The organism is Pseudoxanthomonas daejeonensis (genome assembly GCF_010093205.1).
Taxonomy (GTDB): Bacteria; Pseudomonadota; Gammaproteobacteria; order Xanthomonadales; family Xanthomonadaceae; genus Pseudoxanthomonas; species Pseudoxanthomonas daejeonensis.
This window is the reverse complement of sequence record NZ_PDWN01000011.1, coordinates 1-21,472: the sequence shown is the minus strand read 5'-3', so window position 1 is coordinate 21,472 and position 21,472 is coordinate 1. Positions and strand designations below refer to the sequence as shown.

At 65.2% G+C, this 21,472-nt stretch carries 18 protein-coding genes and 1 tRNA gene; all 19 read right to left on the bottom strand.

The window, feature by feature from the left end:
- Positions 1-2: 2 nt before the first annotated feature.
- The 19 genes from rplB to tuf (CSC65_RS11620) all read right to left on the bottom strand — a co-directional run bounded on the left by rplB (position 3) and on the right by tuf (CSC65_RS11620) (position 21,472).
- Positions 3-830 carry a 50S ribosomal protein L2 gene (gene rplB, locus CSC65_RS11710; protein WP_162410759.1) on the bottom strand — a complete coding sequence of 276 codons (828 nt, stop codon included), beginning with the start codon at positions 828-830 and terminating at the stop codon, positions 3-5.
- A gap of 10 nt (positions 831-840) precedes the next feature.
- The gene (rplW, locus tag CSC65_RS11705; RefSeq protein ID WP_162410758.1) at positions 841-1,140 is read right to left on the bottom strand and encodes a 50S ribosomal protein L23; all 300 of its coding nucleotides are present in this window, start codon (positions 1,138-1,140) and stop codon (positions 841-843) included.
- A complete protein-coding gene (gene rplD / locus CSC65_RS11700; protein ID WP_162410757.1) occupies positions 1,137-1,742 on the bottom strand; it encodes a 50S ribosomal protein L4 in 606 nt (201 codons plus the stop codon). Before rplD ends, rplW begins: the two co-directional genes overlap by 4 nt.
- Before the next feature lie 11 nt (positions 1,743-1,753).
- Positions 1,754-2,404, bottom strand: coding sequence for a 50S ribosomal protein L3 (gene rplC / locus CSC65_RS11695; RefSeq protein WP_162410756.1), 651 nt, complete (start codon positions 2,402-2,404; stop codon positions 1,754-1,756).
- 11 nt (positions 2,405-2,415) lie between these two features.
- Positions 2,416-2,727 carry a 30S ribosomal protein S10 gene (gene rpsJ / locus CSC65_RS11690; protein ID WP_013535997.1) on the bottom strand — a complete coding sequence of 104 codons (312 nt, stop codon included), beginning with the start codon at positions 2,725-2,727 and terminating at the stop codon, positions 2,416-2,418.
- A gap of 322 nt (positions 2,728-3,049) precedes the next feature.
- Positions 3,050-4,240, bottom strand: coding sequence for an elongation factor Tu (gene tuf, locus CSC65_RS11685; RefSeq protein ID WP_162410744.1), 1,191 nt, complete (start codon positions 4,238-4,240; stop codon positions 3,050-3,052).
- A 51-nt stretch (positions 4,241-4,291) separates the two neighbouring features.
- Positions 4,292-6,421 carry an elongation factor G gene (fusA, locus tag CSC65_RS11680; RefSeq protein ID WP_162410755.1) on the bottom strand — a complete coding sequence of 710 codons (2,130 nt, stop codon included), beginning with the start codon at positions 6,419-6,421 and terminating at the stop codon, positions 4,292-4,294.
- Between the two features lie 134 nt (positions 6,422-6,555).
- Positions 6,556-7,023 carry a 30S ribosomal protein S7 gene (rpsG, locus tag CSC65_RS11675; protein WP_162410754.1) on the bottom strand — a complete coding sequence of 156 codons (468 nt, stop codon included), beginning with the start codon at positions 7,021-7,023 and terminating at the stop codon, positions 6,556-6,558.
- 15 nt (positions 7,024-7,038) lie between these two features.
- Positions 7,039-7,413 (bottom strand): 30S ribosomal protein S12, encoded by a 375-nt coding sequence (rpsL, locus tag CSC65_RS11670; RefSeq protein WP_162410753.1) that lies wholly within the window; start codon positions 7,411-7,413, stop codon positions 7,039-7,041.
- 236 nt (positions 7,414-7,649) lie between these two features.
- Positions 7,650-11,870, bottom strand: a complete 4,221-nt coding sequence (rpoC, locus tag CSC65_RS11665) for a DNA-directed RNA polymerase subunit beta' (RefSeq protein WP_162410752.1) — start codon at positions 11,868-11,870, stop codon at positions 7,650-7,652.
- A gap of 84 nt (positions 11,871-11,954) precedes the next feature.
- A complete protein-coding gene (gene rpoB / locus CSC65_RS11660) occupies positions 11,955-16,109 on the bottom strand; it encodes a DNA-directed RNA polymerase subunit beta (protein ID WP_162410751.1) in 4,155 nt (1,384 codons plus the stop codon).
- A gap of 263 nt (positions 16,110-16,372) precedes the next feature.
- Positions 16,373-16,744, bottom strand: a complete 372-nt coding sequence (gene rplL / locus CSC65_RS11655; protein WP_162410750.1) for a 50S ribosomal protein L7/L12 — start codon at positions 16,742-16,744, stop codon at positions 16,373-16,375.
- A gap of 56 nt (positions 16,745-16,800) precedes the next feature.
- Positions 16,801-17,346 (bottom strand): 50S ribosomal protein L10, encoded by a 546-nt coding sequence (gene rplJ / locus CSC65_RS11650; RefSeq protein WP_162410749.1) that lies wholly within the window; start codon positions 17,344-17,346, stop codon positions 16,801-16,803.
- 372 nt (positions 17,347-17,718) lie between these two features.
- Positions 17,719-18,417: a 50S ribosomal protein L1 gene (gene rplA / locus CSC65_RS11645; protein ID WP_162410748.1), complete on the bottom strand. Its 699-nt coding sequence runs from the start codon at positions 18,415-18,417 to the stop codon at positions 17,719-17,721.
- A 4-nt stretch (positions 18,418-18,421) separates the two neighbouring features.
- Positions 18,422-18,850: a 50S ribosomal protein L11 gene (rplK, locus tag CSC65_RS11640; RefSeq protein WP_162410747.1), complete on the bottom strand. Its 429-nt coding sequence runs from the start codon at positions 18,848-18,850 to the stop codon at positions 18,422-18,424.
- A gap of 212 nt (positions 18,851-19,062) precedes the next feature.
- Positions 19,063-19,620 carry a transcription termination/antitermination protein NusG gene (nusG, locus tag CSC65_RS11635; RefSeq protein WP_162410746.1) on the bottom strand — a complete coding sequence of 186 codons (558 nt, stop codon included), beginning with the start codon at positions 19,618-19,620 and terminating at the stop codon, positions 19,063-19,065.
- A 13-nt stretch (positions 19,621-19,633) separates the two neighbouring features.
- A complete protein-coding gene (secE, locus tag CSC65_RS11630; protein ID WP_162410745.1) occupies positions 19,634-20,038 on the bottom strand; it encodes a preprotein translocase subunit SecE in 405 nt (134 codons plus the stop codon).
- 66 nt (positions 20,039-20,104) lie between these two features.
- A tRNA-Trp gene (locus tag CSC65_RS11625) sits at positions 20,105-20,180 on the bottom strand.
- 101 nt (positions 20,181-20,281) lie between these two features.
- On the bottom strand, positions 20,282-21,472 hold the full coding sequence (gene tuf, locus CSC65_RS11620) for an elongation factor Tu (RefSeq protein WP_162410744.1): 1,191 nt from the start codon (positions 21,470-21,472) through the stop codon (positions 20,282-20,284).

Genomic DNA, 21,472 nt, shown 5'->3' with positions numbered 1-21,472 from the left:
GATTAGCCCCTACGATCACGAACAATGAACTGCTGGGTGCGCTTGTTATTGCGCGTCTTGTAACCCTTGGTCGGGACACCCCACGGGGTGACCGGATGCGGGTTGCCCTGGCCGGCCTTCGCCTCGCCACCACCGTGCGGGTGGTCGACGGGGTTCATGGCTGCGCCGCGGACGGTCGGCCTGACGCCGCGCCAGCGCTTGGCGCCAGCCTTGCCCAGCTTCTCGAGGTTGTGCTCGTCGTTGCCGACCTCACCAATGGTGGCGCGGCACTCGGCCGGCACCTTGCGCATCTCGCCGGAACGAAGACGCAGCGTGGCGTAGCCCTGCTCGCGCGCGACCAGCTGCACGGCAGCACCGGCGGCACGCGCGATCTGCGCACCCTTGCCCGGCTTCAGCTCGATGCAGTGGACCGTCGTGCCGACCGGGATATTGCGCAGCGGCAGCGTGTTGCCCGCCTTGATCGGCGCATCGGAACCCGCGATCACCTGGTCGCCGGCCTTCAGGCCCTTCGGCGCGATGATATAGCGGCGCTCGCCATCGGCGTAGCACAGCAGGGCGATGTGCGCGGTGCGGTTCGGGTCATATTCGATCCGTTCCACGCGCGCGACGATGCCTTCCTTGTTGCGCTTGAAGTCGATCAGGCGATAGTGCTGCTTGTGGCCGCCGCCAACGTGGCGGGTCGTGATGCGGCCGTGGTGGTTGCGACCACCGGACTTGCTCTGCTTCTCGACCAGCGCAGCGTGCGGAGCACCCTTGTGCAGGTCGGGCGTGACCACGCGGACCGCGGAACGGCGACCGGCAGAGGTGGGCTTGAATTTCATCAATGGCATGGGTTTACCCTCAGGCCTTGGCGGACACGTCGATGCTCTGGCCATCGGCCAGGCGCACGTACGCCTTACGCCAGTCGCCGCGGCGACCGGAACGGAAGCGGAAGGACTTGCTCTTGCCCTTCACGTTGACGACGTTGACCGACTCGACCTTCACGTCGAACAGTTGCTCCACGGCGGCCTTGACGTCGGCCTTGGTGGCGTCGCTCGAAACTTCGAACACGTACTGGTTGCTGACTTCCTGCAGGCGCGCGGTCTTTTCAGACACGCGCGGCGCGAGCAGTACGCTGAAAACCTTCTCAATGGTGCTCATGCCAGCCACTCCTCGACCTTCTTGACCGCATCGGCGGTGATCAGCACGGAATCGGCGCCGACCAGGGCCACCGGATCCAGGCCCTGCACATCGCGGACCTGCACGTAAGGCAGGTTGCGCGCCGACAGGAACAGGTTTTCCGAGGCGTCTTCGGTGACGATCAGCGGGCGCTTGCCCAGCTCGAAACCGGCCAGCTTGGTGACCAGCGCGCTGGTCTTGGCTGCATCGAGGTCGAACGAATCGACAACCTTCAGCCGACCCTGGCGGTTCAGCTCGGAAAGGATCGAGCTGATCGCCGCGCGATACATCTTGCGGTTGACCTTCTGCGCGAAGCTGCGCGGCTTGGCCGCGAAGGTCACGCCGCCGCCGACGAAGATCGGAGCCGTCAGCGCGCCATGACGCGCGCCGCCGCCCTTCTGCTTCTTCGACTTCTTGGTCGTACCGTTGACCTCGGCGCGGGTCTTCTGCGCCTTGGTGCCGGAGCGACCGGCGTTGCGGTATGCAACCACGACCTGGTGGACCAGGTCCTCGCTGAATTCGCGGCCGAACACTTCGTCGGAAACCGACAGCTTGTTGGCGCTACCCGTAATGGTGAGTTCCATCGTGATTCTCCTTACGCCTTGCTCGCCGGGCGCACGACCACGTCGCCACCCGGTGCACCCGGGACGGCGCCGCGAACGGCGATCAGGCCGCGCTCGGCATCGACGCGCACCACTTCGAGATTCTGGGAGCTCTGCACTTCGGCACCCATGTGACCCGACATCTTCTTGCCCGGGAACACGCGACCCGGCGTCTGGCGCTGGCCGATGGAGCCCGGCGAGCGGTGCGACAGCGAGTTACCGTGAGTGGCGTCGCCCATGCTGAAGTTGTGGCGCTTGATCGTGCCCTGGAAGCCCTTGCCCTTGGTCACGCCCTGGACGTCGACGATCTGCCCGACTTCGAAGATGTCGGCCTTGATCTCGCCACCGATGGCGAAGTCACCGAGCTTGTCGTCGGCAACGCGGAACTCCCACAGACCGCGACCGGCTTCAACCTTGGCCTTGGCGTAATGACCAGACAGCGGCTTGTTGACCAGGGCGGCGCGGCGCGAGCCGGTCGTCACCTGGACGGCGCTGTAGCCGTCGACTTCGACGGTCTTGATCTGGGTGATGCGATTCGGGGTGGCCTCGATCAACGTCACCGGGATGGAACGACCATCGTCGGTGAACACGCGGCTCATGCCGGCCTTGCGGCCGACCAGACCCAACGAATATTTCTTCGTCATGTCGGCAGTCCTCAGGCGAGCTTGATCTGGACGTCGACGCCAGCCGCGAGTTCGAGCTTCATCAGCGCGTCCACGGTCTTGTCGTTCGGGTCTACGATATCGAGCACGCGCTTGTGCGTGCGGGTCTCGTACTGGTCACGCGCATCCTTGTCGGCGTGCGGGGAGACGAGAATGGTGTAACGCTCGATCTTGGTCGGCAGCGGGATCGGGCCACGCACCTGCGCGCCGGTCCTCTTCGCCGTCTCGACGATCTCGCTGGCCGAACGGTCGATCAGACGATGATCGAACGCCTTGAGCCGAATCCGGATCTTTTGGTCCGCCATGACGGAGTTCCTTCGTTAAAAGAGCGACGGGCGCGGCCTCTGGGATGCCTGCCCCGGTATGGTTCAGTGAGACTTCGGCCGGCCGCTTGGGCGATTCCAGCCAGGGCCCTCGAGCCCCAAAAGCGCGGGCAGACCAGCAAGCCGGTCTGCCCAGACGGAAAAGTATAGAACGCGTAAACATGCGCGTCAACAGCCCTGACGGCTGCCACGCGCGATTCGTCACGCGACCCTTCCCTGTCCGGCGAACACGAGGCACTTCCTGTGCCTCTTTTCGCGTTTATGGCTTCCGCCCACCCAGCGGGCGGAAGCGCAAACTACTGAATTACTTGACGATCTTGGCCACGACGCCGGCGCCGACCGTACGGCCGCCTTCGCGGATCGCGAAGCGCAGGCCTTCGTCCATCGCCACCGGGTTGATCAGCGTGACCACCATCTTCACGTTGTCGCCCGGCATCACCATCTCCACACCCTCCGGCAGCTGAACCGCGCCGGTGATGTCGGTGGTGCGGAAGTAGAACTGCGGACGGTAACCCTTGAAGAACGGGGTGTGGCGGCCGCCCTCGTCCTTCGACAGCACGTACACCTCGGCCTCGAACTCGGTGTGCGGCTTGATCGAACCCGGCTTGCACAGCACCTGGCCGCGCTCCACGTCGTCACGCTTGGTGCCGCGCAGCAGCAGGCCCGCGTTGTCGCCCGCCTGGCCCTGGTCCAGCAGCTTGCGGAACATTTCCACGCCGGTCACGGTGGTCTTCTGGGTCGGGCGGATACCGACGATCTCGATTTCCTCGCCCACCTTGATGATGCCGCGCTCGATACGACCGGTCACCACGGTGCCGCGGCCCGAGATCGAGAACACGTCTTCCACCGGCATCAGGAACGGCTTGTCGACGTCGCGCTCCGGGGTCGGGATCCAGGTGTCCAGCGCATCGACCAGCTTCAGGATCGCCGGCACGCCGATCTCGCTCTGGTCGCCTTCCAGCGCCAGGCGGGCCGAGCCCGAGATGATCGGGGTGTCGTCGCCCGGGAACTCGTACTTGCTCAGCAGCTCGCGGACTTCCATCTCCACCAGCTCCAGAAGCTCGGCGTCGTCCACCATGTCCGCCTTGTTCAGGAAGACCACGATGTACGGCACGCCGACCTGGCGCGACAGCAGGATGTGCTCGCGGGTCTGCGGCATCGGGCCGTCAGCGGCCGAGCACACCAGGATCGCGCCGTCCATCTGCGCGGCACCGGTGATCATGTTCTTCACGTAGTCGGCGTGCCCCGGGCAATCCACGTGCGCGTAATGCCGGTTCGCCGATTCGTATTCCACGTGCGCCGTCGAAATCGTGATGCCGCGCGCCTTCTCTTCCGGCGCCGCGTCGATCGCGTCGTAGGCCTTGAACTCGCCGCCAAAACGCTCTGCGCCGATCTTCGTCAGCGCCGCGGTCAGCGTCGTCTTGCCGTGGTCAACGTGACCGATCGTGCCCACGTTCACGTGCGGCTTGGTGCGCTCGAATTTACCCTTGGCCATTGTCTTCTATCCTGTATTTATGCGGTTTTGATCGATCCGGACGAATCCGGATCAGCTCTTCTTGATTACCGTCTCGGCGATGTTGTTCGGCGCTTCTTCGTAATGGTCGAATTCCATCGAGAAGGTGGCGCGGCCCTGGCTCATCGAACGCAGGGTGGTCGCGTAACCGAACATTTCGCCCAGCGGGATCATCGCGTTGATGATCTTGCCCGACGGGCTGTCGTCCTGACCCTGGAGGACGCCGCGACGGCGGCTCACGTCGCCCATCACGTCACCCAGGTAGTCCTCGGGGCTGACGATCTCGACCTTCATGATCGGCTCGAGCAGCACCGGCTTGGCCTTGGCGAAACCCTGCTTGAACGCCATCGAGGCGGCCAGCTTGAACGCCATTTCCGAGGAGTCGACGTCATGGTACGAACCGAACACCAGCTTGGCCTTCACGCCCACCACCGGGAAGCCCGCGAGCGGACCGCTGGTGATGGTTTCGCGCATGCCCTTCTCCACCGACGGGATGAACTCCTTCGGGATCACGCCGCCACTGATGTCATTGACGAACAGGAAGTCATCCTTGATGTCGGCAGCGTACTTCTCGCGATCGGCAGCGCTGATCGGCGACATCTCGATGACGACGTGGCCGTACTGGCCCTTACCACCGGACTGCTTGGCGTGCTTGTAGTCGGACTTCACGTCGCTCAGGCGAATGGTCTCGCGGTACGCGACCTGCGGCTTGCCGACGTTGGCCTCGACGTTGAACTCGCGCTTCATGCGGTCAACGATGATATCCAGGTGCAGCTCGCCCATGCCCGAGATGATCGTCTGGCCCGACTCTTCGTCGGTCTTGACGCGGAACGACGGGTCTTCCTGGGCCAGGCGGCTCAGTGCGTTGCCCATCTTCTCCTGGTCGGACTTGGTCTTCGGCTCGACCGCCATCGAGATCACCGGCTCCGGGAACGCCATGCGCTCGAGCACGATCGGCGAATCCTGCGAGCACAGGGTGTCGCCGGTGGTGACGTCCTTCAGGCCCACGGCGGCGGCGATGTCGCCTGCCAGCACTTCCTTGATCTCTTCACGATTGTTGGAGTGCATCTGCAGCAGGCGGCCGATGCGCTCCTTCTTGTTCTTGACCGAGTTCAGAACGGCGTCGCCGGCATTCAGCGTGCCCGAATAGACGCGGAAGAAGGTCAACGAACCGACGAACGGATCGGTCATGATCTTGAACGCGAGCGCCGAGAAGGGTGCCTTGTCGCTGGATTCGCGGGTCAGCTCCTTGGTCTCGTCGTCCACGTCCTGGCCCTTCACCGCCGGCACATCGACAGGCGACGGCAGCAGGTTGATGACGCCGTCGAGCATGGCCTGCACGCCCTTGTTCTTGAACGCCGAGCCGCAGAACATCGGCACGATCTCGACATTAAGCGTGCGCGAACGCAGGCCGTTGACGATCTCTTCCTCGGTGAGGTCGCCCCCTTCCAGGTACTTGTTCATCAGCTCTTCGCTGGCTTCGGCAGCCGACTCGACCATGAACGCGCGCTCTTCCGCGGCCTGAGCCTTGAGCTCTTCCGGGATTTCGCGGTACTCGAAGCTCAGGCCCTGGGAAGCCGTATCCCAATGGATCGCCTTCATCTTGAGCAGGTCGACCACGCCCTCGAAACCGTCTTCGGCGCCGATCGGCACCTGCATCGGCACCGGCACCGCGCCCAGGCGGGCCTTCAGCTGGTCACGGACCTTGTAGAAGTTGGCACCGGTGCGGTCCATCTTGTTGACGAACGCAATGCGCGGCACGTGGTACTTGTTGGCCTGGCGCCACACCGTCTCCGACTGCGGCTGCACGCCGCCCACGGCGCACAACACGAACACCGCGCCATCGAGCACGCGCAGCGAACGCTCGACTTCGATCGTGAAGTCGACGTGCCCGGGGGTATCGATGATGTTGAAGCGGTGCTCCGGCAGGGACTTGTCCATGCCCTTCCAGAACGCGGTCGTGGCGGCGGACTGGATCGTGATGCCACGTTCCTGCTCCTGCTCCATCCAATCCATGGTCGCGGCGCCATCGTGCACTTCACCGATCTTGTGGCTCTTGCCGGTGTAGAACAGGATGCGCTCGGACGTGGTGGTCTTGCCGGCATCGATGTGGGCCATGATGCCGAAGTTGCGGTAACGCTCGATGGGAGTGGTGCGGGCCACGGGAGCCTCTCGTTTGCTTTTGGCTTTTGGATGACGGAGCGGCGCGGTGCGCCGGCTTCCGAAAGACAGAGGCGCGGAACATGTCCGCGCCGCCTGAACTGGTGGGGACGGGCCCGCTCAGGGGCCCGGCCGTATTACCAGCGGTAGTGCGCGAAGGCCTTGTTGGCCTCGGCCATGCGATGCGTCTCTTCACGCTTCTTGATCGCGCCGCCACGGTTCTCCGAGGCATCGACCAGCTCGGCGGCCAGCTTGCGGGCCATCGAGTTCTCGCCGCGCTTGCGGGCGGAATCGATCAGCCAACGCATGGCCAGGGCCAGACGACGGGACGTACGCACTTCCACCGGAACCTGGTAGGTGGCGCCGCCGACGCGACGGGACTTCACCTCGACTGCCGGGGAAACGTTGTCCAGCGCCTTCTGTACCAGCTCGACGGCGTTGGGGTTCTTCTCGCCGATCACGTCCATCGCGTCATACACGATGTTCTCGGCGATCGACTTCTTGCCGCTCTTCATCACCATATTGATGAAGCGGGCGATGGTCTCGCTCCCGTGCTTCGGATCGGGAAGGACGGCGCGCTGGGGGGTGGAACCTTTACGGGACATGTCGTGCTTCCTCGATTAGCTCTTCGGGCGCTTGGCGCCGTACTTGGAACGGCCCTGGCGGCGCTTGGTGACGCCAGCAGCGTCGAGCGAACCACGAACGGTGTGGTAGCGCACGCCCGGAAGATCCTTGACGCGGCCGCCGCGGATCAGCACAACGGAGTGCTCCTGCAGGTTGTGGCCTTCGCCGCCGATGTACGAGATGACCTCGTAGCCGTTGGTCAGGCGCACCTTGGCGACCTTGCGCAGGGCCGAGTTCGGCTTCTTCGGGGTGGTGGTGTATACACGGGTGCAAACACCACGGCGCTGCGGGCACTTCTCGAGTGCCGGCGAGGCGCTCTTGTAGGTCTCCGCCTTCCGCGGCTTGCGGACAAGCTGGTTGATCGTTGCCATCTGTAAGGTTCTTCTGCTTGGGGCCCGCGTTGGAGCCGGGGCCGGTACGTGAAAACAACGGCAGGCCGAAGGACGGCCTGCCGAGACAGGAGAGTATAGCGGTCGGCCAGAAACTGCGTCAACCGACCCCCATCCCTGGTGTCAAGTCCCGGGCAGCGCAAGGCCGGCCCGAGACGGTCTGGCGGGGATCCTTCCCCGCCAGGAGCCGGGCCTTCCAGCCCGGCCAACCTTTCTACTTACTCGCTGGCACCCTCGTCGGCGGCCACCTCGGCCGGCGACTCGGCGACCGGCTCGTTCCCGCCGGTGAGCGCGCTCATCTCAGCATCAGTGAGACCAGTCGAGGAGCGCCGACGCTTGCTGTGGTACGCCAGGCCGGTACCGGCCGGGATCAGGCGACCGACGATCACGTTCTCCTTCAGGCCGCGCAGGCTGTCGCGGGTACCGCGAACGGCAGCCTCGGTCAGCACGCGCGTGGTCTCCTGGAAGGAGGCCGCGGAGATGAACGACTCGGTCGCCAGCGACGCCTTGGTGATGCCCAGCAGGACCGGATCGATCCTGGCCGGCAGCTCCTTGCGGGCCAGCAGGCGGGCGTTCTCCTCGATGACGCGCTGGCGCTCGACCTGCTCGCCATTGAGGAACTTCGAATCGCCCTGGTCGGCGATCTCGACCTTGCGCAGCATCTGGCGGGTGATGACCTCGATGTGCTTGTCGTTGATCTTCACGCCCTGCAGGCGGTAGACGTCCTGGATTTCCTTGACCAGGTACGCGGCCAGCGGCTCGATGCCCAGCAGGCGCAGGATGTCCTGCGGGCTCGGCTCGCCGTCCACCACGGTCTCGCCCTTGGTCACGTGCTCGCCTTCGAACACGATGATCTGGCGGTACTTCGGGATCAGCTCCTCGTGCTCGCCACCCTCGTTGTCACGGATGATCAGGCGCTGCTTGCCCTTGGTGTCCTTGCCGAAGCTGACCACGCCCGAACGCTCGGCCAGGATCGCCGGATCCTTCGGCTTGCGCGCCTCGAACAGGTCGGCCACGCGCGGCAGACCACCGGTGATGTCGCGGGTCTTGGACGCTTCCTGCGGGATCTTGGCGACCACGTCGCCCACGCCGACCGCGGCGCCATCCTGCAGGTTCACCAGCGAACGCGGCGGCAGCAGGTACTGGGCCGGCAGGTCGGTGTTCGGGAGGGTCAGGTCCTTGCCGTCCTTGTCGACGATGCGGACCAGCGGACGCAGGTCCTTGCCCATCGAGCCGCGACGCTTGGGATCGGTGATCTCGCGCGACGCCAGGCCGGTGAGTTCGTCGGTCTTCTCGATGACGGTGACGCCGTCGACGAAGTCGATGAAGCGCATGAAACCGGCCACTTCCGACACGATCGGGTGGTTATGCGGGTCCCAGTTCGCGACCGACTGACCCGCCTTCACCGCAGCCAGATCCTTGACGGTGATGGTCGAACCGTAAGGCAGCTTGTAGCGCTCACGCTCGCGGCCGTGCGGGTCGAGGACCGAGATTTCGCCCGAGCGCGACACGGCAACCAGGTTGCCGTTGCTGTGTTCGACCGACTTGAGGTTGTTGAACTTCACCGAACCGGTCGTCTTGACCGTGATGCTGTCCACCGCCGCCGCACGCGAGGCCGCACCACCGATGTGGAACGTACGCATGGTCAGCTGGGTGCCCGGCTCGCCGATCGACTGGGCGGCGATGACGCCGACCGCTTCGCCGATGTTGACGATGTGGCCACGGGCCAGGTCGCGGCCGTAGCACTGCGCGCACACGCCGAACGCCGATTCGCAGGTGATGGTGGAACGCACCTTGATCGACTGGACGCCGGCATCTTCGAGCTTCTGCACCCACGCTTCGTCGAGCAGGGCATTGCGGGTGACGATCGGATCCTCGTCGTTGCCCGGCAGGAACACGTCCTCGACCACGACACGACCCAGCACGCGGTCGCGCAGCGGCTCGACCACGTCGCCGCCTTCCACGATCGGGGTCATGGTCAGGCCGTGCGAGGTGCCGCAGTCGACCTCGGTGATGACCACGTCCTGGGCCACGTCGACCAGGCGACGGGTCAGGTAACCGGAGTTCGCGGTCTTCAGCGCGGTATCGGCCAGGCCCTTACGGGCACCGTGGGTGGAGTTGAAGTACTCCTGCACGTTCAGGCCTTCGCGGAAGTTTGCCTTGATGGGCGTCTCGATGATCGAGCCGTCCGGACGCGCCATCAGGCCGCGCATACCGGCCAGCTGGCGGATCTGCGCCTGCGAACCACGCGCGCCGGAGTCGGCCATGATGTACAGGGAGTTCATCGACTTCTGGGCGATTTCCTCGCCCTTCGCGTTGACCACCCTGTCGGTGCCGATCGTGTCCATCATCGCCTTGGCGATGCGCTCGTTGGTGCGCGACCAGATGTCGACCACCTTGTTGTAGCGTTCGCCGGCGGTGACCAGGCCGCTCTGGTACTGCTCCTGGATCTCCAGCACCTCGGCCTCGGCCTCGGTCAGGATGCCCTTCTTCTCGTCCGGGATCAGCATGTCGTCGATGCCGATCGACACGCCGGCACGGGTCGCGAAGGCGAAGCCGGTGTACATCAGCTGGTCGGCGAACACCACGGTGTCCTTCAGGCCCAGCTGGCGGTAGCACGAGTTGATCAGGCGGCTGATGTTCTTCTTGGTCAGCTCGGTGTTGGCCAGCGCGAACGGCAGGCCCTCCGGCAGGATCTCGGCCAGCAGCGCGCGACCGACCGTGGTGTCCACGATCGAGGTCGACTTCTGCTTGTTGCCGGCCTCGTCGGTCACTACCTCGACGATGCGGACCTTGACCTTGGCATGCAGCTCCACCACGCGGTTGTCGTAGGCGCGCTTGACCTCGGCCACGTTCGCGAACGCCATGCCCTCGCCCTTCTTGTTCTCGAGGGCGCGGGTCATGTAGTACAGGCCGAGCACGACGTCCTGCGACGGCACGATGATCGGCTCGCCGTTGGCGGGCGACAGGATGTTGTTGGTCGACATCATCAGCGCGCGCGCTTCCAGCTGGGCCTCGAGGCTCAGCGGGACGTGCACGGCCATCTGGTCACCGTCGAAGTCGGCGTTGAACGCGGTGCAGACCAGCGGGTGCAGCTGGATGGCCTTGCCCTCGATCAGCACCGGCTCGAACGCCTGGATGCCCAGGCGGTGCAGGGTCGGCGCACGGTTCAGCAGGACCGGATGCTCGCGGATCACCTCTTCCAGGATGTCCCAGACCTCGGCTTCTTCACGCTCGACCAGCTTCTTGGCGGCCTTGATCGTGGTGGCCAGGCCGCGACGCTGCAACTTTGCGAACACGAACGGCTTGAACAGTTCCAGCGCCATCTTCTTCGGCAGGCCGCACTGGTGCAGGCGCAGGTACGGACCGACCACGATGACCGAACGGCCCGAGTAGTCCACGCGCTTGCCCAGCAGGTTCTGGCGGAAGCGACCCTGCTTGCCCTTGATCATGTCGGCCAGCGACTTGAGCGGGCGCTTGTTGGTGCCGGTGATGGCGCGGCCGCGGCGGCCGTTGTCCATCAGCGCATCGACCGACTCCTGCAGCATGCGCTTCTCGTTGCGCACGATGATGTCGGGCGCATTGAGTTCAAGCAGGCGGCGCAGGCGGTTGTTGCGGTTGATGACGCGGCGGTACAGGTCGTTGAGGTCGGAGGTCGCGAAGCGGCCACCGTCCAGCGGGACCAGCGGACGCAGGTCCGGCGGCAGCACCGGCAGCACGGTCATGACCATCCACTCCGGGCGGTTGCCGGAGTCGATGAACGCCTCGACCAGCTTGATCCGCTTGGTCAGGCGCTTGAGCTTGGTCTCCGAACCGGTCGCCGCGATTTCCTCGCGCAGGCGGGCCATCTCGGCCTGCAGGTCGATCGTGCGCAGCAGCTCGTAGATCGCCTCGGCGCCCATCGCGGCGTCGAAGTCGTCACCGTGCTCCTGGCGCGCGGTCAGGAACTGCTCTTCGGTCAGCAGCTGGCGGCGGTCGAGCGGGGTCAGGCCCGGCTCGGTGACCACGTAGGCTTCGAAGTACAGGATGCGCTCGATGTCACGCAGGGTCATGTCCAGCATCAGGCCGATGCGCGACGGCAGCGACTTGAGGAACCAGATGTGCGCGACCGGCGAGGCCAGGTCGATGTGGCCCATGCGCTCGCGGCGCACCTTGGCCAGGGTCACTTCCGTGCCGCACTTCTCGCAGACCACGCCGCGGTGCTTCATGCGCTTGTACTTGCCGCACAGGCACTCGTAGTCCTTGATCGGGCCGAAGATGGCGGCGCAGAACAGGCCGTCGCGCTCGGGCTTGAAGGTACGGTAGTTGATCGTCTCGGGCTTCTTCACCTCGCCGAACGACCACGAACGGATCAGGTCGGGCGAGGCCAGCGCGATCTTGATCGCGTCGAAGTCCAGCGTCTGGCGCTGCTGGTTGAAGAGATTGAGCAGGTCTTTCATTTCTTGTCTCCGTCAGGAGTGAAGGCAGTCGATGGGCGGTTCGGTAGGGAGCGCGGCATGCGCGTGCATGCCGCGCGGCGCGCCTTACTCGTCCTCCAACTCCATGTTGATGGCCAGCGAGCGGATTTCCTTCACCAGGACGTTGAAGGATTCCGGCATGCCGGCGACCATCTCGTGGTTGCCGTCGACGATGTTCTTGTACATCTGGTTGCGGCCCTGCACGTCGTCGGACTTCACCGTCAGCATCTCCTGCAGGGTGTAGGCCGCGCCGTAGGCTTCCAGCGCCCAGACTTCCATTTCACCGAAGCGCTGGCCACCGAACTGCGCCTTGCCGCCCAGCGGCTGCTGGGTAACGAGCGAGTACGGACCGGTCGAACGCGCGTGCATCTTGTCGTCGACCAGGTGGTTCAGCTTCAGGTAGTGCATGTAGCCGACGGTCACCGGACGCTCGAACGCTTCGCCGGTGCGGCCGTCGTGCAGCACGGTCTGGCCGCTGCTCGGCAGCTCAGCCAGCTCGAGCATGCGCTTGATCTCCGCCTCGCTCGCGCCGTCGAACACCGGGGTTGCCATCGGCACGCCGACGGTCAGGTTCTTGGCCATGCCCAGCAGCTCTTCATCGCTGAACTGCGACAGGTCCACGCGCTCGCCGACCGCGGTACGGTCGTGGTTGTAGATGTCCTCGAGGAACTTGCGCAGGTCCTTGACCGCGGTCTGGGCCTCGAGCATCCGCTGGATCTTGCGACCCAGGCCCTTGGCTGCCCAGCCCAGGTGCACTTCCAGGATCTGGCCGATGTTCATACGCGACGGCACGCCCAGCGGGTTGAGCACGATGTCCACCGACTCGCCGCTGGCCATGTACGGCATGTCCTCGACCGGAACCACGTTCGAGACGACGCCCTTGTTGCCGTGGCGGCCGGCCATCTTGTCGCCCGGCTGGATGCGGCGCTTCACGGCCAGGAACACCTTGACCATCTTCAGCACGCCCGGTGCGAGGTCGTCGCCCTGGGTGATCTTGCCGCGCTTGTCGTCGAAGCGGCGCTCGAACTCCTTCTCGTGCGCGGCGATCTGCTTCTGCGCGCGCTCGATGGCTTCCGAAGCGTCCTCGTCCTTCATCCGCAGCAGGAACCAGTCGGCCTTCTTCAGGCCGTCCAGGTAAGCGTCGTTGAGGGTGTCGCCCTTCTTCAGGCCCGGGCCGCCGTTGGCGACCTTGCCCACGATCTGCGAGCGCAGGCGCGCGTAGATCGCAGCTTCCAGGATGCGGAACTGGTCGTCGAAGTCCTTCTTGACGCGCTTGATCTCGCTCTCTTCGATCTGCTTGGCGCGCTTGTCCTTCTCGATGCCGTCGCGGGTGAAGACCTGCACGTCGATGACGGTGCCGTCCATGCCCGGCGGCACGCGCAGCGAGCTGTCCTTAACGTCGGACGCCTTCTCGCCGAAGATCGCACGCAGCAGCTTCTCTTCCGGGGTCAGCTGGCTTTCGCCCTTCGGCGTGACCTTGCCGACCAGGATGTCGCCGGCGCGCACTTCGGCGCCGATGTACACCACGCCGGATTCGTCCAGGCGGTTGAGCGCCTGCTCGGACACGTTCGGGATGTCGGCGGTGATCTCCTCCGGACCCAGCTTGGTGTCGCGGGCCGCGCAGGTCAGCTCTTCGATGTGGATCGTGGTGTAGCGGTCTTCCTGGACCACGCGCTCCGACAGCAGGATCGAGTCCTCGAAGTTGTAGCCGTTCCACGGCATGAACGCGATCAGCATGTTCTGGCCCAGGGCCAGCTCGCCGATGTCGGTCGACGGACCGTCGGCCAGCACGTCGCCTCGCGCGATCACGTCGCCCACGTGCACCAGCGGGGTCTGGTTGATGCAGGTGTTCTGGTTCGAACGGGTGTACTTGGTCAGGGTGTAGATGTCCACGCCGGCATCGTGCTCGCCGGAGATTTCCACCTCGTTGACCTTGACCACGATGCGGCCCGCATCGACCTGCTCGATGACACCGCCACGACGCGCGTTCACGGTCACGCCCGAGTCGCGCGCCACGGCGCGCTCGATGCCGGTACCGACCAGCGGAGTCTGCGAACGCAGCGTCGGCACGGCCTGGCGCTGCATGTTGGCGCCCATCAGCGCGCGGTTGGCGTCATCGTGCTCCAGGAACGGCACCAGCGCCGCGGCGACCGACACGGTCTGCATCGGCGAGACGTCCATGTAATGGATCTCGGCCGGCGGCTTGAGCAGCGATTCGCCCTGGTAACGGCACGGCACGAACAGCTCGGTCAGCTTGCCGGAGGCGTCATGCGCGGCATTGACCTGGGCGATGACGTACTCGTTCTCCTCGATCGCCGACAGGTAGTCAACCTCGTCGGTGAAACGGCCGTCCACGACCTTGCGGTACGGCGTCTCGAGGAAGCCGTACTGGTTGGTGCGGGCGAACACCGCCAGCGAGTTGATCAGGCCGATGTTCGGGCCTTCCGGGGTTTCGATGGTGCAGACGCGGCCGTAATGGGTCGGGTGCACGTCGCGCACTTCGAAGCCGGCACGCTCGCGGGTCAGGCCGCCCGGGCCCAGCGCCGAGACGCGGCGCTTGTGGGTGACTTCCGACAGCGGGTTGTTCTGGTCCATGAACTGCGACAGCTGCGAGGAGCCGAAGAACTCCTTGATCGCGGCAGCGACGGGCTTGGCGTTGATCAGCTCCTGCGGGGTCAGGCCTTCCGACTCCGCCATGGACAGCCTCTCCTTGACCGCGCGCTCGACGCGGACCAGGCCGACGCGGAACACGTTCTCGGCCATTTCGCCGACCGAACGCACGCGGCGGTTGCCCAGGTGGTCGATGTCGTCCACGGTGCCGCGACCGTTGCGGATCTCGGTCAGCACGCGCAGCACGTCGAGGATGTCTGAGGTTTCGCCTTGTGCGCCCACCAGGCGCTTGGACTCTTCGTCGTTGCGCGCCGAGAAGTACTGGTGGTCGAACAGCACCGCCTCGCCCGTGGTCTCCTTGCGGCCCACGCGGCGGTTGAACTTCATCCGGCCCACGCCCGACAGGTCGTAGCGCTCGAAGGTGAAGAACAGGTTGTGGAACAGGTTCTGCGCGGCTTCCTTGGTCGGCGGCTCGCCCGGACGCATCATCCGGTAGATCTCGACCAGCGCCTCGAGCTGGGTACGGCTCGGGTCGATGCGCAGGGTGTTGGACAAGTACGCGCCGCGATCCAGGTCGTTGACCCACAGCGTGCCGACGCTGGCCACGCCGGCCTTGCGGAAGGCGGCCAGCTGCTCGTCACTGATCTCGTCGTTCGCGGTGGCCAGCAGCTCGCCGGTGTTCGCGTCCACAACGTCATGGGCCAGGATGCGACTGAGCAGGTACTCGTCCGGCACCGCAAGCGCGGTGATGCCGGACTGCTCCAGCTGGCGAACGTGGCGCGCGGTGATGCGCTTGCCAGCCTCGACGATCACCTTCTCGCCATCGGCCAGGTCGAAGTTCAGCGTTTCGCCGCGCAGGCGCTCGGGCACCAGCTCCAGCTGCACGCCTTCCTTGGGGTCGATATGGAAGGTGTTGATCTCGAAGAACGCGCGCAGCATTTCTTCATTGTTGTAACCCAGCGCGCGCAGCAGGATCGTCACCGGCAGCTTGCGGCGACGGTCGATGCGGGTGTACAGCGCGTCCTTCGGGTCGAACTCGAAGTCCAGCCACGAGCCGCGATACGGGATGATGCGGGCGCTGTACAGCAGCTTGCCCGAGCTGTGGGTCTTGCCGCGGTCGTGGTCGAAGAACACGCCCGGCGAACGGTGCAGCTGCGAGACGATGACGCGCTCAGTGCCGTTCACGATGAACGTGCCGTGCTCGGTCATCAGCGGGATCTCGCCGAGGTAGACCTCCTGCTCCTTGACGTACTTGATCGCCTTGGTCGAGGACTCGCGGTCGTAGATCACCAGGCGCACGGTCACGCGCAGCGGGGCGCCGTAGGACAGGCCACGATTGCGGCACTCGCGCTCGTCGAACACGGGCTCGCCGAGCTTGTAGCCCACGTACTCCAGCGCGGCGTTGCCGCTGTAGCTGGTGATCGGGAACACCGACTTCAGGGCGGCATGCAGGCCCTGGTCGCGGCGCTTAGCCGAATCGGTGTCGGCCTGCAGGAAGTCCCGGTAGGAATCGACCTGGATGGCGAGCAGGAACGGCACCTCGAGGATCGAGCGCTGCTTGCCGAAATCCTTGCGGATGCGCTTCTTCTCGGTGAACGAGTACGTCGTCATTGGATGTACCACCTTTGGCAGTGCGGGCCGCGCGTGGCGCGGACCGGGGGAACGTGAAGCTGTCAGTCGGTAGTCGCTGGTATTGCCGGCACCAGCACGCCATCTATCGCTACTTCCGACTACCAGCTCCGCATGTGCGTGAGACTGGGTTTTCGCCCTGCTGCGGCCGCCTGGAGCGCAGGGCTCCGGAACGACCAAAGGCCGGGGGCTTTCGCCCCCAGCCTTCGTGCATCACCGAGCTATCCGGCGATGCAAGGTATCGCTTACTTGAGCTCGACGGTCGCGCCGGCGGCTTCCAGGTCCTTCTTGAACTTGGCGGCGTCGTCCTTCGACACGCCTTCCTTGACGTCCTTCGGAGCGCCTTCGACCAGGTCCTTGGCTTCCTTCAGGCCCAGGCCGGTGATGGCGCGGACGGCCTTGATGACCTCGACCTTCTTCTCGCCGGCGGCCTTCAGCACGACGGTGAACTCGGTCTGCTCTTCGACGACGGCAGCGGCAACCGGGCCGGCGGCCACGGCAACCGGGGCGGCGGCGGAGACGCCGAACTTCTCTTCGATGGCCTTGACCAGCTCCATCACTTCCATCAGGGTCTTGCCGGCGATGGCTTCGACGATCTGCTCGTTGGAAAGGGACATTGTGATTACCTTCTGAATGTTTTCTGGAAAGGGATTTCGGAAATCGTCGACGCGACTCAGGCCGTTTCGGCCGGGGCCTCGGACGCAGCCTCTTCAGCCGGCGCGGCTTCACCACCACCCTGCTGCTCGGCGACGGCCTTGACCGCGCGGGCGAACATGGTGGCCGGCTCCGCCAGGGCGCGGGCAACCATGGCCAGGGCCTGGTCGAGCGTCGGCAGCGAAGCCAGAACCTCGACGTGGCTGGCCGGGTACAGCTGGCCGCCAACGGCGACCACCTTCGGCTGCAGCTTGTCGTTGGTCTTGGCGAACTCCTTGATCAGGCGACCGGCGGCGCCGGGCTCCTCGGTCGAGAACGCATAAAGCAGCGGACCCACGAGCGCATCCTTAGCGCACTCGAACTCCGTGCCTTCGACGGCGCGCGCGGCGAGCGTGTTCTTGACAACCTTCAAGAACACGCCGTTTTCGCGAGCCTTCTTGCGCATCGCGGTCATCTGGGAGACCGAGGTGCCTGCGTATTCGGCGGCGATCAGGGAGTGCGCGGTGGCGGCGACGTCGGCCAGTTCGGCGACGACTTCCTTCTTCTGGGACAGATTGAGAGCCATAACACTCCTCCGTAGTAACTCCGCTCGCGGCTCCTGCCACTTGCGGTCCTGGGCGGCGCCCTTCCGTGCGCGCCGGGGATGCCTCGGGCATCCCGGTGCTGGCCTTTCTGATCCGCACGCCCGAATGGTCGGTCGTGCCGGGAAAACTTCCAGAAGGGCGGCACCATCTACGCAGGCTAGGCCCTGTCGGACCTTCGATTAAGCGACCCCGCTGCATCGACGGCGAATCCATGCCGTTCTCGAGCTTCCCTGCCCGTCGCCGATGTGCGCCGACCGCACCTGCGGTCTTTGACGGCTGTCGCCACGCCGGAGCGCGACGACTGCCCTCAAAATTCCCGCTTCGCCTGCATGCGGCGAAGCGGGTTTAAACGATTACTTAAGGGTCAGCGACGCCTGGTCGACGGTCACGCCCGGGCCCATGGTCGAGCTCAGCGAGACCTTCTGCAGGTAGTTGCCCTTGGAGGTCGCCGGCTTGGCCTTGATCAGGTCCAGCAGCAGCGCCTGCAGGTTCGACTTCAGCGCTTCATCGCTGAACTCGGCCTTGCCGATCGTGGCGTGGATGATGCCGGCCTTGTCGGTGCGGTAGCGGACCTGGCCCGACTTGGCGTTCTTCACTGCCTCGGCCGGGTTCGGCGAAACGGTACCGACCTTCGGGTTCGGCATCAGGCCGCGCGGGCCCAGCACCTGGCCGAGCTTGCCGACCACGCGCATGGCGTCCGGGGTAGCGATGACCACGTCGTAGTTCAGGTCGCCAGCCAGCATCTTCTCGGCCAGGTCGTCCATGCCCACGGCCTCGGCGCCGGCGGCCAGCGCCTCGTCGGCCTTGGCGCCGGCGGGGGCGAACACGGCCACGCGCACGCTCTTGCCGGTACCGGCCGGCAGCACGGTCGAGCCGCGCACCTGCTGGTCGGACTTCTTGGCGTCAACGCCAAGGCGGACCGAAACGTCCACGGCCTCGACGAACTTGGCCTTGGTGAAACCCTTGATGATCTTCAGCGCCTCATCGATGGAGTAGGCCTTGCCGGGCTCCACTGCCGCCTTGATCGCCTTCTGTCGCTTGTTCAGTGCCATGTTCTCAGCCCTCCACCACAAGACCCATCGAACGGGCGGAGCCCGCGATGGTGCGCACAGCTGCGTCCAGGTCGGCCGCGGTCAGGTCGGCTTCCTTCGCCTTGGCGATGTCCTCGAGCTGCTTGCGGGTGACCTTGCCCACCTTGTCGGTGTTCGGGCGCTTGGAGCCGGAAGTGACACCGGCAGCCTTCTTGAGCAGCACGGTGGCCGGGGTGCTCTTGGTGATGAAGGTGAAGGTGCGGTCCGAATAGGCCGTGATGATGACCGGAGTCGGCAGACCCGGCTCGAGCTTGGAGGTCGCTGCGTTGAACGCCTTGCAGAACTCCATGATGTTCAGGCCGCGCTGACCCAGCGCAGGACCGACCGGCGGCGAGGGGTTGGCCTGGCCGGCCTTCACCTGCAGCTTGATGTAACCGACTACTTTCTTTGCCATTTCAATGCTCTCCGGGTGCTAGCGCCTGCATGGCAGGCTCCCCATCGTTCCGGGAAAATCACGCGTCCCGGCATCGCGTTTGTTCTTGAAAGCCCGTTCGCGACAAAGGCCGCCAGGTCGGCGGCCATTGCGGATGTCCGGCTAACCCGGACAGGGAGCCGCGCAGTATAGCAGGACAACGGGGCCCCGTGGGACCCGACCGGGCCCGGTCGTCAGGCCTTCTCGACCTGGCCGAATTCCAGCTCCACCGGGGTGGACCGGCCGAAGATCAGGACCGCGACGCGGACCCTGCTCTTCTCGTAATTGACTTCCTCGACCACGCCATTGAAGTCGTTGAACGGCCCGTCGGTGACCCGGACCATCTGGCCCGGCTCGAACAGCACCTTCGGACGCGGCTTCTCCACGCCTTCCTGAACGCGCTGCAGGATCGCATCGGCCTCGTCGTCGCGGATCGGCAGCGGACGATCGGCGGTGCCGCCGATGAAGCCCATGACCTTGGAGGTCTCCTTGATCAGGTGCCAGCTCTCGCTGTCGATGCGCGGAATGCCACCCTCGTCGTGGGTCTCGATCTGGACCAGCACGTATCCCGGGAAGAACTTGCGCTCGGAGCGGCGCTTCTGCCCGGCGCGCATCTCGATCACTTCCTCGGTCGGCACCAGGACGTCGCCAAAGCGATCCTCCATGCCGTTGCGCACGATGCGGTCGCGCAGCGCCTGGGCGACGCTCTTCTCGAAGCCGGAATAGGCGTGTACCACGTACCAACGCTTCACTGCGACATTCTCCTCAACGGCCCAGGAACCACTGGATCGCTTTCTGTACGACGAAATCGAACCCGGCCAGGAGCAGGCTCACGATCACCACCACCGCGACCACGACCCAGGCCATGCGGGTAGTCTCCTGGCGCGTCGGCCAGACCACCTTGCGCAGCTCGAATCGCGCCTCGGACAGGAATTCACGCGCCTCCCGGCCCTTGGTGCTGGCCAGAAAAACAACCGTGCCGGCTACCAGGCCGACCACAACGGCCAATCCGCGCAGCTGCGGCGCCCACGAACCCAGCTGGGCCGCGCGCTCGGGCGCGGAGAACCAGAACCAGACGAACAGGCCGCCGATGACAAGCAGTGCGGCGATGGCGTACTTGACGATGTCCCCGCCGGAAGCGGTCTGTGCCGGGTTGATCTTGCTGTTCAAGTCGCTGTCGCTCTTCTTAACCGTTGCGGCCCTGTCGGACCAGCCTTGCGAGGGGTGCCGGGAAAGTGGCACGCCAGGAGGGACTCGAACCCCCAACCTGCGGTTTTGGAGACCGCTGCTCTGCCAATTGAGCTACTGGCGTACGTTTTAAACCCGGGCTTCCCTGAGACGGCGAAGGCGGACCGAAGTTCCGGCCCGCCCTTCGCGCTTTCCGGCGAACCCGTCGCCGGGATCCGCAGGGGCTTACTTGACGATCTTGGCCACGACGCCGGCGCCGACCGTACGGCCGCCTTCGCGGATCGCGAAGCGCAGGCCTTCGTCCATCGCCACCGGGTTGATCAGCGTGACCACCATCTTCACGTTGTCGCCCGGCATCACCATCTCAACACCCTCCGGCAGCTGAACCGCGCCGGTGATGTCGGTCGTGCGGAAGTAGAACTGCGGACGGTAACCCTTGAAGAACGGGGTGTGGCGGCCGCCCTCGTCCTTCGACAGCACGTACACCTCGGCCTCGAACTCGGTGTGCGGCTTGATCGAACCCGGCTTGCACAGCACCTGGCCGCGCTCCACGTCGTCACGCTTGGTGCCGCGCAGCAGCAGGCCCGCGTTGTCGCCCGCCTGGCCCTGGTCCAGCAGCTTGCGGAACATTTCCACGCCGGTCACGGTGGTCTTCTGGGTCGGGCGGATACCGACGATCTCGATTTCCTCGCCCACCTTGATGATGCCGCGCTCGATACGACCGGTCACCACGGTGCCGCGGCCCGAGATCGAGAACACGTCTTCCACCGGCATCAGGAACGGCTTGTCGACGTCGCGCTCCGGGGTCGGGATCCAGGTGTCCAGCGCATCGACCAGCTTCAGGATCGCCGGCACGCCGATCTCGCTCTGGTCGCCTTCCAGCGCCAGGCGGGCCGAGCCCGAGATGATCGGGGTGTCGTCGCCCGGGAACTCGTACTTGCTCAGCAGCTCGCGGACTTCCATCTCCACCAGCTCCAGAAGCTCGGCGTCGTCCACCATGTCCGCCTTGTTCAGGAAGACCACGATGTACGGCACGCCGACCTGGCGCGACAGCAGGATGTGCTCGCGGGTCTGCGGCATCGGGCCGTCAGCGGCCGAGCACACCAGGATCGCGCCGTCCATCTGCGCGGCACCGGTGATCATGTTCTTCACGTAGTCGGCGTGCCCCGGGCAATCCACGTGCGCGTAATGTCGGTTCGCCGATTCGTACTCCACGTGCGCCGTCGAAATCGTGATGCCGCGCGCCTTCTCTTCCGGCGCCGCGTCAATCGCGTCGTAGGCCTTGAACTCGCCGCCAAAACGCTCTGCGCCGATCTTCGTCAGCGCCGCGGTCAGCGTCGTCTTGCCGTGGTCAACGTGACCGATCGTGCCCACGTTCACGTGCGGCTTGGTGCGCTCGAATTTACCCTTGGCCAT